Annotated in this window: 11 protein-coding genes and 1 tRNA gene; 4 read left to right on the forward strand and 8 right to left on the reverse strand. The window is 55.7% G+C overall.

Features of this window, described 5'->3' with window-relative positions:
* Window positions 1–110 precede the first annotated feature (110 nt).
* A complete protein-coding gene (gene uvrA / locus AC5RE1_RS09300) occupies window positions 111–2,996 on the reverse strand; it encodes an excinuclease ABC subunit UvrA (RefSeq protein WP_493938758.1) in 2,886 nt (961 codons plus the stop codon).
* 38 nt (window positions 2,997–3,034) lie between these two features.
* On the opposite strand from uvrA, the gene AC5RE1_RS09305 reads away from it, so the two are divergent.
* Together AC5RE1_RS09305 and AC5RE1_RS09310 are read left to right on the forward strand one after the other, a co-directional pair.
* The gene (locus AC5RE1_RS09305; RefSeq protein ID WP_218840312.1) at window positions 3,035–3,397 is read left to right on the forward strand and encodes a YciI family protein; all 363 of its coding nucleotides are present in this window, start codon (window positions 3,035–3,037) and stop codon (window positions 3,395–3,397) included.
* Window positions 3,398–3,464: 67 nt separating this feature from the next.
* Window positions 3,465–3,746 (forward strand): YciI family protein, encoded by a 282-nt coding sequence (locus AC5RE1_RS09310; protein ID WP_006681067.1) that lies wholly within the window; start codon window positions 3,465–3,467, stop codon window positions 3,744–3,746.
* Between the two features lie 81 nt (window positions 3,747–3,827).
* Here AC5RE1_RS09310 and AC5RE1_RS09315 read toward each other — a convergent pair whose 3' ends face one another.
* The 6 genes from AC5RE1_RS09315 to polA form a co-directional block, all read right to left on the reverse strand.
* Window positions 3,828–6,239, reverse strand: a complete 2,412-nt coding sequence (locus AC5RE1_RS09315; RefSeq protein WP_493938761.1) for an HAD-IC family P-type ATPase — start codon at window positions 6,237–6,239, stop codon at window positions 3,828–3,830.
* Window positions 6,240–6,305: 66 nt separating this feature from the next.
* Window positions 6,306–7,352: a TerC/Alx family metal homeostasis membrane protein gene (locus tag AC5RE1_RS09320; protein ID WP_103632598.1), complete on the reverse strand. Its 1,047-nt coding sequence runs from the start codon at window positions 7,350–7,352 to the stop codon at window positions 6,306–6,308.
* A 233-nt stretch (window positions 7,353–7,585) separates the two neighbouring features.
* On the reverse strand, window positions 7,586–9,655 hold the full coding sequence (gene uvrB, locus AC5RE1_RS09325) for an excinuclease ABC subunit UvrB (RefSeq protein WP_103632597.1): 2,070 nt from the start codon (window positions 9,653–9,655) through the stop codon (window positions 7,586–7,588).
* A gap of 76 nt (window positions 9,656–9,731) precedes the next feature.
* Window positions 9,732–10,418 (reverse strand): dephospho-CoA kinase, encoded by a 687-nt coding sequence (gene coaE / locus AC5RE1_RS09330; RefSeq protein ID WP_006681071.1) that lies wholly within the window; start codon window positions 10,416–10,418, stop codon window positions 9,732–9,734.
* A gap of 284 nt (window positions 10,419–10,702) precedes the next feature.
* The gene (rpsA, locus tag AC5RE1_RS09335; protein ID WP_101627759.1) at window positions 10,703–12,148 is read right to left on the reverse strand and encodes a 30S ribosomal protein S1; all 1,446 of its coding nucleotides are present in this window, start codon (window positions 12,146–12,148) and stop codon (window positions 10,703–10,705) included.
* A 194-nt stretch (window positions 12,149–12,342) separates the two neighbouring features.
* On the reverse strand, window positions 12,343–15,051 hold the full coding sequence (gene polA, locus AC5RE1_RS09340) for a DNA polymerase I (RefSeq protein ID WP_103632596.1): 2,709 nt from the start codon (window positions 15,049–15,051) through the stop codon (window positions 12,343–12,345).
* Window positions 15,052–15,210: 159 nt separating this feature from the next.
* On the opposite strand from polA, the gene AC5RE1_RS09345 reads away from it, so the two are divergent.
* The gene (locus AC5RE1_RS09345; protein WP_442953376.1) at window positions 15,211–15,528 is read left to right on the forward strand and encodes a PaaI family thioesterase; all 318 of its coding nucleotides are present in this window, start codon (window positions 15,211–15,213) and stop codon (window positions 15,526–15,528) included.
* Window positions 15,529–15,605: 77 nt separating this feature from the next.
* On the opposite strand, the gene AC5RE1_RS09350 is transcribed toward AC5RE1_RS09345, so the two are convergent.
* Window positions 15,606–15,679: transfer RNA gene (locus tag AC5RE1_RS09350), tRNA-Leu, on the reverse strand.
* Window positions 15,680–15,745: 66 nt separating this feature from the next.
* On the opposite strand from AC5RE1_RS09350, the gene AC5RE1_RS09355 reads away from it, so the two are divergent.
* A complete protein-coding gene (locus AC5RE1_RS09355) occupies window positions 15,746–16,339 on the forward strand; it encodes an ANTAR domain-containing response regulator (RefSeq protein WP_006681076.1) in 594 nt (197 codons plus the stop codon).
* Window positions 16,340–16,359: the final 20 nt, after the last annotated feature.

A 16,359-nucleotide genomic window follows, 5' to 3' on the forward strand; every position in this document is an offset into this window, starting at 1 on the left:
CGGCCCGAACTTGAACGGACAAAAGGGGATCGCGATCATGATTGATCAGCGACCCCCTTTTCGTTATGCTCCCCTACTCGCAGGTTAAAGGAGTAGAAGAAGCCTCGTCCTTATTTCTTCTGGGCGGAGGCCTTCTTCTTCGCGACAGACTCGTTCTTCGCACTCGCGAGAATATCTGCCAGGAACTCCCCGGTAAACGACCCCTTCACCTTCGCAACTGCTTCTGGTGTTCCTTCAGCAATGACGCGACCACCACCGGAACCACCTTCGGGGCCCATATCAACGATCCAATCAGCGCACTTAATGACGTCCAGGTTGTGCTCAATGACGATGACCGTATTGCCTTTGTCAACCAGCGATTGCAAAACCAGCAGAAGTTTACGAATATCCTCGGAATGTAAGCCGGTCGTCGGCTCGTCCAGCACATAGATCGTTCGTCCAGTCGAACGACGCTGCAGTTCGGACGCGAGCTTCACACGCTGTGCTTCGCCACCCGACAGTGTTGTTGCCGCCTGCCCCAATCGCACGTAACCCAGGCCAACCTCGACAAGGGTATTGAGATGTCGCGCAATCCTGGAGATCGGCGCGAAAAACTCCGCCGCTTCAGACACCGGCATATTCAGAACGTCTGCGACTGACTTCCCCTTGTAAAGAATCTCCAAGGTTTCACGGTTGTACCGTGCACCATGGCACACTTCGCAGGGAACGTACACGTCAGGCAGGAAGTTCATTTCGATCTTCAGAGTGCCGTCGCCCTTGCAGGATTCACAGCGTCCGCCTTTCACATTGAAGGAGAAACGGCCCGGACCGTAGCCTCGTACCTTCGCTTCCTGTGTTTCCGCGAACAGCTTACGAATCGCATCCCACACGCCCGTATACGTCGCAGGGTTCGAACGTGGCGTACGACCGATCGGCGACTGATCAACGTGGACAACCTTATCGAGATGCTCGAGGCCACTCATTGAACGGTAACGACCTGACACAAGGCGCGCACCGTTCAAACGCGATGCCAGCGTGCGGTACAGAATCGAATTCACCAGCGTGGACTTTCCCGAACCGGACACGCCCGTCACAGCGGTAAAGGTGCCGAGAGGGAACGAAACTGTCACGTCGTTGAGGTTATGCTCGCGTGCACCCTTGACCGTCAGCATGCGCTCGGGATCAACCGGGCGACGAGTAGCTGGCACTCCGATGGAACGACGGCCCGACAGGTAGTCGCCAGTCAGTGATTTCTTGTTGTTCTTCAAGTCTTCCAGAGTGCCGGAGTGGACAATCCAACCACCCGTTTCACCGGCACCCGGACCGATATCGACGATCCAGTCAGCGGCTTCCATCGTTTCTTCATCGTGCTCGACAATAATCAGCGTATTGCCAAGGTCGCGAAGACGCTTCAAGGTATCGATGAGCTTGCGATTGTCACGCTGGTGCAGACCGATCGACGGTTCGTCGAGCACATACAGGACGCCAACCAAACCGGAGCCAATCTGCGTGGCTAGACGAATACGCTGCGCTTCGCCGCCCGACAGTGTTCCGGCACCACGTGACAGCGTCAGATAGGTCAGGCCAACATCGACAAGGAAATCGAGGCGAGCACGAATCTCCTGCAGGATTGGCTTGGCAATCGCCTGCGAACGCTGATCCAACTCCAACGCATTGAGGTGTGCGCGGGCATCTGAAATCGACAGGTCAGACAGTTCAGCAATCGATAGATCGCCCACTGTCACCGCAAGAACCTCGGGACGCAGACGAGCCCCCTGACACGTCGGACACGGAACCTCACGCATATAGGCATTGAGCTTCTCCGACACCCATTCCGATTCGGTTTCCTGGCGCTTGCGCTCAACGTAGGTGACGGCACCTTCGAAGCCCGTCGTGTACGAGCGTTCGCGTCCCCATCTGTTGCGGAACTTGACCTTGACCTCGTAGTCCTTACCAAACAGGATGGCTTCGCGGACGTTGTCGGGCAGGGCCTTCCACGGAGTTGTCATCTCGAATCCGAGTTCACCGGACAAGGACTCCAGCAGGCGCTTGTGGTACTTGAAGTTCGAGTTCCACACGATCACCGCACCGTCGGCCAGCGACAGTTCCTCGTCGGGAACCAGTAGGTCAGGATCAACTTCAAGTTTCGACCCAATACCCGTACAGTCTGGGCAGGCACCGTAGGGAGCGTTAAAAGAGAATGTACGAGGTTCGATTTCTTCCAACGCTAGCGGGTGGTCGTTCGGGCACGAACGCTTTTCCGAGTATCGGCGACGACGATCAGGATCGTCCTCGTCCAAGTCGACCATGTCAATAATGACGAGGCCATCGGACAGACGGAGAGCTGTTTCTACCGAATCAGTAAGGCGCTGGCGCATACCGGAACGCACCACGAGCCGGTCAATGACGACCTCGATCGTGTGGCGCAGTTTCTTTTCCAAAACCGGAGCGTTCTCGAGTCGAACCAATTCGCCGTCGATGATCGCACGCGTGTAGCCGGACGTCTTCAGCTCATTGATCAGGTCCTGATACTCACCCTTGCGTCCACGCACGACCGGCGACAGAACCTGGAAACGCGTTCCCTCGTCCATGGAACGCACTCGGTCCACAATCTGCTGGGGAGTCTGCGCCTGAATGCGTGCGCCACACTTCGGGCAGTGAGCGATCCCCGCACGCGCGTACAGCAAACGCAGGTAGTCGTGAATCTCAGTAATCGTGCCAACCGTGGAACGCGGGTTGCGCGATGTCGACTTCTGGTCAATCGAGACCGCGGGCGACAGACCCTCGATGAAATCGACGTCGGGTTTGTCCATCTGACCGAGGAACTGGCGCGCGTACGACGACAGAGACTCCACGTATCGACGCTGGCCCTCTGCGAAGATCGTATCGAATGCCAACGATGACTTACCGGAGCCGGAAAGTCCCGTAAAAACAATCATTGTGTCTCGAGGCAACTCGAGGCTGACATCCTTCAAGTTATGCTCGCGAGCACCAGAAATAACTAAAGATTCATGCACCCTAACAGTCTACTCGGCGCCGAGTTCGAATGTCGTACATGTGTTCCATCGTCAAACGGCAGTTTAACTGGCATTATGAGGCAATGAGCCTCTACATGATCGAATACACCTACGACCATTCACTCGAGTCGTTGATCCAGTCATTCAGGCCCGCTCACCGCCAGTTCCTGCGAGACCTGCATTCACGCGACATTGTGGTGGCTTCCGGCTTCCTGCGTGATAGGGGAGAAAATGATGCGCTGATTATTCTTCGCGCCAATTCGGCTCAGGATGTTTTCAAGATCCTCGCTGACGACCCTTTTGCTCTTCAGGGTTTTGTCGAAACCTGCAAGATTCGCGAATGGGTGCCGACGATCGGCTTCGGGGCCGAAGGGTTCGATACGGAATTCCCCTTTTCGTAAGAGAATTGACGAGGCCTGGCGTGGCGTTTCATATGCAATCACCGCCCGTTGCGCCTACCGTTGAGTCATGGCTTACTTTGCAGTGACTTACGTTTATGACCCTGCCCAATCAGCGCTGATGGACGAGGTTCGTCCCAAGCACCGCGCATTCTTAACGCAGTTGAAGGACGACGGATTTAACGTGGCCTCGGGCCCCGTTACCGGCGGTCATCCGACGGCTCTGCTGATTTTCGAAGCTGAGAACGCCGATAAGGTCGCGTCACTTCTTGATGAGGATCCGTTCAAGGAGGCCGGTGTCATTCGTGAACGTATCATCGGCGAGTGGAATCCGGTGATTAACCGCTTCTGATTGTTCAGTACAGTGTGGGAGAACGTTTTGGCGTTCTCCCACACATGCATGTACGGCATCTGTTAAAGCTCGCGCCGATGCTCAGAATTGCGCCGTGTCAGAGGCACCGATGGCCTCTGCATGAGCGTGTTGACGCTTGTGGTACAGGCGGTGGCTGGCTTCAATCAAAAGTCCGGCACCGACTCCTGACACCCCGATCACAAGCCAATGTTCGTGCGTGGGCCAGCTGAGCGCTAAGAAGGTGCGGATGGTGGGAATGGAGACTCCCATGAACGCTCCGAGCGCCATGAGGAGCACGAGTCCACCACGCCAGCCTAAGAGCGGACGAGCGGTGACCGAGACTAGCCAGAGCGCACCGACAATCAGCGAAAGCGTGGCAATGGTCCTCGCGTACTCATCTCCAGGGCCCACGATTGCGTAGCTACCTAGCGCTGCCAGCGTCAAGGCAATTCCTGCGGGTAGCGCTAAGGCAAGTGTTCGGTGCAGGAACCCAGGCACGTAACGCCTAGCATTCGGTGAGAGAGCAAGGAAGAATGCGGGGATGCCGATCGTCAGTGCATCGATGTAGGTGAAGTGACGTGGAAGGAACGGGTATTCCCACGCCATCAGAGCACACGTCACAACAATCAACGCCGCGTAAACGGTTTTGGCAAGGAAGAGAGCACAAACGCGTTCCATATTCGCAATGATGCGTCGCCCTTCGCCCACCACTCCTGGTAATACAGCAAACTTTGAATCAATCAAGACGATCTGCGCAACAGCCTTCGTTGCCTGAGACCCGTTGCCCATCGCGATTCCAAGGTCGGAATCTTTCAGAGCAAGGGCATCGTTCACTCCGTCGCCTGTCATTGCGACCGTGTGTCCATTAGCCTGCAGTGCCTGGACCATCGCGCGCTTTTGCTCCGGCGTCACACGCCCGAACACATCCGTTTTCTCAACGATCTGGCCGAACTCATCTGACAAAGTATCTACGGGGAGAGTGCGCGCATCCGTGATGACCAAAGGCTTCCCGTCAGGACGACTCAAACCCGCTTGGCGTGCCAGAGCGCCAACAGTCACCGGATTATCACCCGAAATCACTCGAACGCGGACGTCTTGGCGAGCAAAATATGTCAGCGTATCGGCTACGTCTACACGCAAGTCTTCTTCCAAGACAATGATGCCCACAACGCGTCGTGTGTCTGGAAGCAAGTAGTCACCGGAAGAGGCGTCGAATGCCGTTGCCTCGTCGCACTCTTGGCTACGAGCCAGGGCAACAACGCGCAAACCTTCCGCCGAATACTCGTCGATGAGCTGATCAAAGTCCCCGGGTTCTTCCGAAGAACGAAGAATCTCCGGAGCGCCCAAATACCAGCTGCCACTCGTAGTCCCACACGCTGACCACTTGCGAGCTGATGAGAACGGAATCGCCCAATTCACCTGGCCTAGATCCGCGTCGGAATAATAGTCGTCAATCGCCTGCGCTGTTGCATTCGCACGATTGGCGCTCAGAGCTTTCAAAGCGAGCGTGGCCTCATCCTCCGAAACATTCGCACCAATGCGAAGCGTGCGCACCCGAATATGGCCTGTGGTGAGAGTGCCCGTCTTATCAACGCAGACACTGTCGACTCGTGCGAGGACTTCCACCGCGGGCAGTTCTTGGACAAGCACTCCCCTGCGCGCCAACGTCGCCGAACCGATCGCGAAGTTCATTGAAGTCAGGAGCACGAGGCCCTGTGGAATCATTCCCACAACGCTCGCGACCGCCAACACGATCGCTTGGTTCCAGGCCGCATCAGTGCCGGCAATACGGGTTTGCGACCACATGGTCAGCACAATCACCGGAATGAGTAGCGCGGAAATGACACGCAGAACCTTGTTGATACTCACCTGAATATGCGAAATAGTCCGCGTGTAGACGCGAGCTCGGCGAGAAAGATCCTGCGCGTATGTCTGTGCTCCCACCGCGTGGGCAACCATGAGTGCACTACCAGCAACGACCGAGGTTCCTGCAAGAACCTGATCGCCCACTTTCTTCTTGACGGGTGTTGATTCACCGGTCAGTAGTGCCTCGTCAACCTCGAGGCCCGAGGATTCTTCAACGACGCCATCTGCGCAAATCTGCGTACCCAGTTCAAGGCACATGACATCATCAAGCACAACATCCTTGGCCAGGATCTCTTGAGTTTTTCCACCACGAATAACCAACGCTGTTGGAGCATCGACGATTGCGAGTGAATCAAGAGTCCGCTTCGCCTTCAATTCCGAAGCAATGCCGATAATCGCGTTGATAATCAGCACTCCCCCGAAGACAACATCCTGAGGATGCCCAAAGATGAGCACCAGCACCGCAGCACTGATCAGGATCGCGTTAAACAGCGTGAGAACATTCTCGCGAATAATCGAGGCAATCGATCGCGAGGTCCTTTGGCGAACATCATTCGTTTCACCGCGTGCAACGCGTTCTCTCACCTCAGCGTGCGTCAGACCGGAGAGTGTTGAAGAGTGCGTCATTACGTCCTTCGGTGTGGGCGACGGTTTTACGTTGGACGGGTACGTAAGCCCCGTCGGGGCAACGTGTCAGTCAAAAGTACGAGCGGGCTTTTCCTTCTCCAGAACGTGGGTGTCTGGAGCGTCCTTTAACGCCATCGAACGGCTCTTCAGCAACGATGTCACGACCGTCACCACGATAGTCACGATGATAAAGGACAGGGATGGAAGGATTCCGATTTCCGGTGCCCAGTGAATGCCTTCGCCTCCGTTAAGGAACGGAAGCGTATTCTCGTGCATCGCGTGGAAAACCAGTTTCATTCCGATGAAGGCAAGGATTGCTGCCAAGCCGTAGTTCAGGTAGACCAGTCTTTCCAGCAGACGTTCGATCAGGAAATACAGCTGACGCAGACCAAGCAGAGCGAACGCGTTCGATGCGAACACCAAATAGGGTTCATGGGTCAGGCCGAAAATTGCCGGAATCGAGTCGAAGGCAAACATCAGGTCAGCAGTGCCCAGCGCGAAGACCACCAGGAGCATCGGCGTCAGGTACGTGCGACCACCGTGGCGGTGCAGGAACTTGTCACCAATGAAACCGTCGGTCACCGGGAAAACGTGACGCATCAGTTTGACGAAGGAATTCTCGTGGTATTCCTCCTCTTCGTGTTCATCTTCTCCGCCAACACCTTCACGTGCTTGCGAGAAGGCGGTCCAGAGTAGCCAGGCGCCAAAGATAAAGAAGATCCACGTGAAGCGTTCAATCAGCGCTGCGCCAACAAGAATGAAGACGAGGCGCAGAACGAGGGCGATGATGATGCCGGATAGCAGTGCCTTCTGTTGATAGTTACGAGGCACCCTGAACGACGACATAATGATGATAAAGACGAACAGATTATCGAGTGACAGAGCTTTTTCTGTCAGAAAGCCAGCGTAGTATTCGCCGGCAAATTGGCCACCGTAGACGCCCCAAATGATGAGGCCAAAGGCAAGACCAAGAAGAACGTAACCGATCGACCACCAGGTCGATTCTTTAAGAGTCGGAGCGTGCGGTTTACGGACGTGGCCAACGATGTCAACGGTAATGAGGGCAAGAATTGCGACGGCCAGACCAAACCAGCCGAGGGCGTGAACATGCACGGGTGGGAACCTCTCTGAGGTACGAGCAACTATGGTGAGGTCTCTTCCCACCCGATGTTCGGGCTGCTGATCCGAGCGATGCTCGTGTCCAACGCCGTGGTGACGAACCAGCACTTCGTGGGATTACTCCCCTCGCGAACTAGTCTACCTAGATCGCGCTACGATGCCCCGATGAAAAGCCAGTATGTGGAGAACCTAACGAGATTACCCCCAAGCGGACGCTTCAGCTCTCACTACTGAGCTGCCCTCATGTGGCGCAGTTCCTTCTTCAGATCCTGCAACTCATCGCGTAGACGCGCAGCGACCTCGAACTGTAGGTTTTCGGCGGCTAGCATCATTTGCTTCGTCAGGTCTTCGATCAATTCTTCAAGATCTGCTTGCGCTACACCCGCGAGGCTGAGTGCATCAGGCTTCGAACGAGCAGACGCTGATTTTTCCTTACGGTATCCGCCGTCGAGTAGCGTGCGCGTATCAACTTCTTCACGCACAAGCATGTCGGTGACGTCAGCGATCTTCTTACGCAGTGGCTTCGGGTCGATACCATGCTCGGTGTTGTAGGCAATCTGTTTCTCACGACGACGTTCAGTTTCGCTGATCGCAGCTTCCATAGATGGCGTGATGTTGTCGGCATACATATGCACTTCGCCCGACACGTTGCGTGCTGCACGACCGATAGTCTGGATCAGCGATCGGGTCGAACGCAGGAAGCCTTCCTTGTCCGCATCGAGGATCGAAACAAGGGAAACTTCCGGTAAATCCAGACCTTCACGTAGCAGGTTGATGCCGACCAGGACGTCGAAGTTGCCTTGACGCAGTTCTCTGAGCAACTCAACGCGACGCAGGGTATCGATGTCAGAGTGCAGGTACTCGACACGGACGCCACGGCGAGCGAGGTACTCGGTCAGGTCTTCCGCCATCTTCTTCGTGAGCGTCGTGACAAGAACACGCTCATCCTTTTCGACACGCTCGCGGATCTGTTCCAGAAGATCGTCAACCTGTCCCTTCGTGGGCTTGACGATAATCTTTGGATCCACCAGACCAGTTGGGCGAATCACCTGTTCCACTACCCCATCGCTTCGTTCAAGTTCGTAGTCACCCGGGGTTGCCGAGAGGTAGACTGTCTGGCCGATGCGTTCAACGAATTCGTCCCACTTCAACGGTCTGTTGTCCATTGCTGAGGGCAGTCGGAAACCATGATCGACCAGGGTACGCTTGCGCGACATATCGCCCTCGAACATGGCACCGATCTGCGGAACTGTCACGTGCGATTCGTCGATGATCAGGACAAAGTCATCGGCAAAATAGTCCATCAGCGTATGGGGCGGAGTGCCGGGACCTCGTCCATCGATATGACGCGAATAGTTTTCAATGCCCGCGCACGATCCGATTTCTTTGAGCATTTCCAGGTCGTATGTGGTGCGCATGCGCAGACGCTGGGCTTCAAGTAACTTGCCTTGGGATTCGAACCACGTGAGGCGTTCTGCCAGTTCTTCTTCAATCGAGGCAATGGCTCGCTTCATGCGCTCTTCGCCGGCAACGTAATGGCTGGCCGGGAATAGATAGACGTGATCGACTTCGTTGATGACGTCACCGGTCAGGGGATGCAGGACTGCCAGAGAATCGATTTCATCCCCAAACATTTCGATGCGGATCGCCAGCTCCTCGTACACTGGGATGATTTCGATGGTGTCGCCACGAACTCGGAAAGTGCCTCGCGTGAAGGCGACATCATTGCGCACGTACTGCATGTTGACGAAGGCGCGAAGAAGGGTGTCGCGGTCGACGATCATGCCACGTTCCAGCTCAATCATGCGCTCGACGTACTCTTGTGGAGTACCCAAGCCGTAGATGCACGACACGGAAGCAACGACCACCGTGTCACGACGGGTCAGCAGGTTGTTCGTCGCCGAGTGGCGCAGACGTTCGACCTCATCGTTGATCGACGAGTCTTTCTCGATGTATGTATCCGTCTGCGGAATATAGGCTTCCGGCTGGTAGTAGTCGTAGTACGACACGAAGTACTCGACAGCGTTATTAGGCAACAGTTCGCGGAATTCAGCGGCAAGCTGGGCGGCAAGCGTTTTATTCGGCTCGATAATGAGCGCCGGTCGCTGAATCTGCTCAATGAGCCACGCAGTCGTTGCGGTTTTACCCGTGCCCGTAGCGCCGAGGAGAACAATATCCTGTTCGCCGTCATTCAGGCGCTTGACCAATTCTGCGATTGCAGTCGGCTGGTCGCCCGATGGCGTGTAGTCAGAGACAACCTCAAACGACGCTTCTTGCCGCACAACTCGTTTGCTCACAGTCCTACCGTAGTCACTTTGTCAGACTCATGCCGATTGAGGACCTATCGCCTGCTCGTGATGTACGAGGCCGGAATCATCTGCCGGTCGGACTGCCAGTTGTGCCCGAGTGTGTCAGCCATTGGGCATGAACTGTCGCAACCAGACGGTGAAGATCCACGAGCGAGCCGGTGTTGGTTATCCAGATGTGGCAGATCGCACGTCGTTCATCACTGTTCGCTTGGGATGCGATTCTTTTTCGGGCCTCGTCAATCGTCATCCCGCGGGCTTGTAGACGGCTCAGGCGCATATCAAGCGGAACATCGACCATGATCACGGCGTCAAACTGGTCTTGCATATGTTGCTCAGTCAGCAGAGGAACATCGTAAAGAGCAATGTTCCCCGGTTGGGCGCTTGAAAGAATCTGGCGGGAACGCTCAGCAATCAAAGGATGAGTGATTGCTTCCACTGTCTTTCGAGCACTGGCATCGGTGAAGACCTGCTGGGCTAGTGCTCCTCGATTGAGAGTCCCGTCATCATTCAAGATGGCGTCGCCGAACACTTCTTCGATACGACGAAGACCGACGCTTCCAGGTTCGACCACTTCACGTGCGATGGCATCTGCGTCGGCAACGACCGCGCCAAGACTCGCAAACGCAGTGGCAACAGATGACTTTCCAGAGCCAATTCCACCGCTCAAACCGACGAGCAGTGCGCGGTCTGTTGGAATGACGAAAGGACGAAGAAGGTCAGCAGATGCGCCTCCCATGTGAATCTGGGTCATGATGCATTCCTAACGGCTGTTACGATCCGAGCGACTTCATCCTGATCCGTTGCAATCGCAACGCTAGGAAGATCCTCAACACACCTCAATATGAGTCATAGCTTCATTGTCCTATATGAGTCGACGAGCGACTAGCGTCCGATATTCTTCAACGTCCATACAGGCTGGAGAATGCAGTCATAGGAGAATCATTCGACGCGTGGTGTGAATAAACGCGTGTGCCCCACGAACACCGTTCGTGGGGCACACGTTCATCACATCAGAGCCGAGGCTCTGTGATCAGTTCAGTTTCCGTTCGTGAGCTTCTCACGCAGAGCTGCGAGAGCCTCATCGGAAGCGAGGGTACCAACGGTCTCCGGCTCGACGGAGGACGAGGAAGAGGTGGCCTCGGGAGCAACCGGAGCTGCTTCGGCATCTTCTTCCTGCGCCTTGACGACCTGAGCCTTGTGGGCCTGCCAGCGTGCCTGCGCTTCGGCATACTGTGCTTCCCAAGCCTCGCGCTGTGCCTCGTAGCCTTCCATCCATTCCTGGGTTTCCGGATCGAAGCCTTCGGGGTACTTGTAATTGCCGTCTTCGTCGTACTCAGCGGCCATGCCGTACAACGAGGGATCAAACTCTTCGGAGGTCGGATCGATGCCTTCGTTTGCCTGCTTGAGCGACAGGGAGATGCGACGACGTTCGAGGTCGATATCGATGACCTTCACGAATGCGTCGTCGCCAACCTTGACGACCTGATCCGGCAGCTCGACGTGACGCTGAGCAAGCTCGGAAATATGGACGAGGCCTTCGATGCCGTCTTCGACGCGGACGAATGCGCCGAATGGAACAAGCTTCGTGACCTTGCCCGGCACGACCTGACCGATCGCATGGGTACGGGCAAATGCCTGCCACGGATCTTCCTGGGTTGCCTTGAGGGACAGGGAGACGCGTTCGCGATCCATGTCGACGTCGAGAACCTCGACGGTGACTTCCTGGCCAACCTCAACGACCTCTGACGGGTGATCGATATGCTTCCAGGAGAGTTCGGAGACGTGGACGAGGCCGTCGACACCACCGAGGTCGACGAACGCACCGAAGTTAACGATCGAGGAGACGTTACCGGTACGAACCTGACCCTTGCCAAGAGTGTGGAGGAAGTTCGTGCGAACCTCGGACTGGGTCTGTTCAAGCCATGCGCGACGCGAGAGCACAACGTTGTTGCGGTTCTTGTCGAGCTCGATGATCTTCGCTTCGATCTCGCGACCAATGTACGGTGCGAGGTCGCGGACGCGACGCATTTCAACGAGGGATGCGGGGAGGAAGCCACGAAGGCCGATGTCGAGGATAAGACCACCCTTGACGACCTCGATGACGGTGCCGGTAACAACGCCATCTTCTTCCTTGACCTTTTCGATCTGGCCCCAGGCGCGCTCGTACTGTGCGCGCTTCTTCGACAGGAGCAGACGGCCTTCCTTGTCTTCCTTCTGGAGGACGAGGGCTTCGATCTTGTCGCCAACAGCAACAACATCGTCAGGGTTCACGTCGTGCTTGATGGAGAGCTCGCGAGAGAGGATAACGCCCTCAGTCTTGTAGCCGATGTCGAGGAGGACCTCATCGTGGTCAACCTTGACGACAGTGCCCTCGACGATGTCGCCATCGTTGAAGTACTTGATGGTTGCGTCGATGGCGGCAAGCAGATCTTCGGTCGAGCCGATGTCATTAACCGCGACCTGCGGCGTATTGGTGGTCATGTAGTTGTGTCTCCGAAACGGACTGAATAGTAGGTGTACAGAAGTGGCGAATCGGCATTCGCGTACACGAGTGCCAAGACACCGCTAGTAAGTCTACCAGTTCATTAACGCGATCTTTTCCACTGTTTGGTGGATAAAAACGTGGTTTCGGTCGCGTTTATCTGTTACGGACACACATGTGATCACCCATCCACCTAGTGGGCGGCGGCCATCCAGTTCGCTCCCACTCCCACTGCGACATCCAAAGGCACCTTCAATTGGACTGGCGAGCTCATCTTGTCGCGGACAAGCTCCTCAGCCTGCTGACGTTCTTCCGGTGCTATTTCAAGTAACAATTCGTCGTGGATCTGGAGCAGTACGCGTGACTTCATGTCAGCCTGATGCAGAGCGTCGATGAGGTTGACCATCGCAATTTTCACGATATCCGCTGCACTCCCCTGAATCGGCGCATTCAAAGCAGCACGTTCGGCCATCTCGCGGCGCTGCCGGTTCGATGAGGTCAGGTCGGGCAGATAGCGCCTACGACCGAACATCGTTTCCGTGTAGCCGTTGATCCGAGCCTCGTCGACGAGCGAATTCAGATAGTCGCCTACCCCCGCGAAACGTTCGAAATAGCGGTCACGCAACGCGGCTGCTTCGTGGACTGGAATATGCAGTTGTGCGGACAGACCGTACGAGGACAATCCATACGCGAGACCATATGACGTGGCCTTGATGCGAGAGCGTTGCTCACCCGTCACGTCTTCAACGGGCGTATCGAAAACCATCGCAGCCATCGTCTTGTGCAGGTCCTCGCCGGTAGCGAAAGCTTCGATCAAGCCCTCATCTCCCGACAAATGCGCCATGATGCGCATTTCAATCTGGGAATAGTCGGCGCTCATCAAAGACTCAAAGCTGGGGCCAGCAACAAAACCGGAACGGATCTTCAGACCATCTGGGCTACGAGCTGGAATATTCTGCAGATTCGGGTCCTTGGATGCCAAACGGCCAGTTGTGGTAACAACCTGTGAGAACGTCGAGTGAATGCGCCCATCGGGGTTGGTGGAGGAAATCAGCGTGTCCACCATCTGCTTCAATTTGATTCGATCACGGTGCATCAGCAACGAGTCAAGGAATACGAAGCCTGGACCACCCGAATCTCGCGTCTTTTCGCGCAAGTCAGCAAGAGCTTCAGCGTTCGTTGTGTAGCCGGTCTTCGTCTTCTTCGTCTTGGGAAGATCGAGGACCTCGAAAAGAATCCTCTGCAGTTGCTTGGGACTGGAAAGATTCACATCTTCACCAATCACATCAAGAGCACTCTTGCGGGCCGCATCAACTTCGAATCCCAGTTGCGTCGACTGGGAGCGCAGCTCGTCACTATCAACGGCAATACCTGTCGCTTCCATCTTCGCCAAGACCCTAGATACGGGAAGCTCCATCTGTGTCAGCAGGTCCAGTTCACCGTTATCCGCTAAAAGCGCGCTCAAGGTCTTCCACACAAACGGCAGGGAGTAGCAGATACGCGCGCATCGTTGAATACGTTCTTGAATCTCACCGCTGCCAACGATCTCGAAGAGAGCGTCCGTCTTCTTTTCTTCTTCGGGCAACTCAATGTTGAAATAGCGGTTCAAGATTTCTTTGATCTCGACGTTCTTCGAATCGGGGCGTGCAAGATAGGCGGCAAGCTGAACGTCCTTCGAAGGCCAGGCCATCGCCCACCCGTGTCCTGCCAAAGCGTGAGACAAGGCTTTAGCATCATGAACGACGTGCGAATCGCTGTGCTTCAGGACCTTCACTAAAGCCTGATCCTGCACCGGAGAGAGCGTGGTCGGGTCAATGACAAGGACGCGACTTCCTGCGCTCAACGCAAGAAGATCGATGTGTCCATGAGCAGGGATCCCCTCCCCGTCGGCCCAAATCGCATCAATATGGCCGACCGAGCGTGCCCAGCCGGAAATGTCAGTAGCAGCGGAAGCGACCGACACCGTTAAGGGCGCCGTCCAAAAAGCCTGGTCGGCCTCGTTCCCCGATTCTTCTACTGAGTCATCGCCTACACTGACCGCAAGCACCTGGTTACGCAGGCGCCCAAACTCCAACGTATCGAACAACGCAAGCAATTCAGTCTTTTGAGTAGCCCCGGGGACAAGATCCCCCAGCTCAACCCCCAGGTCCAGATCCGTGAGCAGACGATTCAAACGACGATTACGCGCAACATCATCGCCATGTTCGCGCAGAGCCTCGCCACGCTTACCCTTCACCTGATCAGCATTCGCCATCAGGTTATCGAGGCCATCGAACTCGTTAATCAGCTTTGCCGCTGTCTTCGGTCCAATACCGGGAACGCCGGGCAAATTATCGGAGGTCTCACCGACAAGAGCCGCAATTTCCGGGTAACGGAACGGTGGGACACCGTACTTTTCTTCAATAGCAGCGGGCGTCATGCGCTTCAAGTTCTCGGTCGACGCACCCGGATAGAGAACCGTCACATTCTCAGTCACCGTCTGGAAAGAATCCCTATCCCCCGACGCGACCAAGACACGCATCCCGGCTTTCTCACCACGGTGAGCAAGCGTCGCCAAAATATCGTCGGCTTCGTAGCCGTCCTTGCGCAGGGAACGAATACCCATCAGTTCCAAAACCTGGCTAATCAGTTCAACTTGGCCTTTAAAGGGTTCCGGCGTCGCATCACGCGTTCCCTTATACTCCGGATACTCCTCGGTGCGGAAAGAATGGCGCGACACGTCAAACGCCACCGCAACATGGGTCGGCTTTTCCTCTTGGAGCATCTTCACCATCATCTTGATGAAGCCGTACACCGCATTCGTATGTTGCCCCGAATGTGTCACGAAACGGTCAGCCGGAAGAGCATAGAAGGCGCGAAAAGCCATCGAATGGCCGTCGATAATCAGCAAAGTGTCACTCACACATGTAACCCTAGAGGTATGCATGGACAAACCGCACGACAAACCGCGCCCGATCCTTCCCACAATGGCGGATTCGTGGGCGCACATTGGCCACATTCCCTGATGGAAGCCATGCGAATGGATGTGTTAGAACATTCGCCCGAAAAAACAGTGATCTTAATGCCCGTCGAAGGAAACACCCAGTCAGCTGGGATTCTTCACGGTGGGGCAAGCGCAGCGCTCGCGGAAACCGCAGCATCATTTGCTTCCCAGATTCACGCTCGTAACGTTCACGGCGCCGATCGCGGGTTCGCGGTGGGCACTGAACTGACGATTTCCCACATCTCGTCGGTTTCTACCGGTCGAGTGATCGCGACGGCAACGGCTATTCACCTGGGTGGTTCATCGACAGTCCATCTTGTTGAAATAAAGAACGAGGCCGGGAAGCTGATTTCGTCGGCGCGCGTAACGAACCGGATTATGGCGCGACGAGCTTGATGGTTCCCAGCACACCACGATCAGCGAAATGAAAAGTGCCACGGTAGTACGAAAACTACCGTGGCGCCCTTCGCAAGTACCCCGAGTGGGATTCGAACCCACAACAAGCCGGGTTTGAGCCGACCGCCTCTGCCAGTTGGGCTATCGGGGCGTCGCCGTAATCGGCGCCGTTTAAGTTTATGATAGAGCTAGGAAACCTACAAACCGAGGATCAGTTATGACCACTGAAGTTCAAAACGAACCACGCCGCGTTCTTGTCGCAGAAGATGAGGGCCTGATTCGTCTGGATATCGTTGAAACCCTCACTTCTGCCGGATTTGAGGTTGTTGGTGAGGCCGCAGACGGTGAAGAAGCCGTCCAGCTTGCACTTGAGCTCGAACCTGATCTCTGTGTCATGGACGTGAAGATGCCCCGCATGGATGGCATCACCGCCGCTGAAAAGATCCTTCAGGAGCTTTCGTGTGCTGTCGTCATGCTGACCGCGTTTAGCCAAACAGAGCTTGTTGAACGTGCTCGCGATGCGGGCGCAATGGCGTATGTTGTGAAGCCCTTCAGCCCCGCGGATTTGATTCCTGCCGTTGAGATTGCCCTTTCGCGTCATCAGGAAATCGAATCTCTCGAAGAGGAGATCGCCGATCTTTCTGACCGTTTCGAAACGCGTAAGCGCGTTGACCGCGCGAAGGGCCTGCTGCAGAAGAACATGGGCATGACCGAGCCCGAGGCCTTCCGCTGGATCCAAAAGACCTCGATGGATCGTCGTCTGTCAATGCGCGAGGTCGCTGACGCTGTTATCGATCAGGTTGACGACTAAACCCGAAGGCTGACACAAAC

This window comes from Actinotignum sp. usb-actsch-rep-73, from assembly GCF_059082735.1.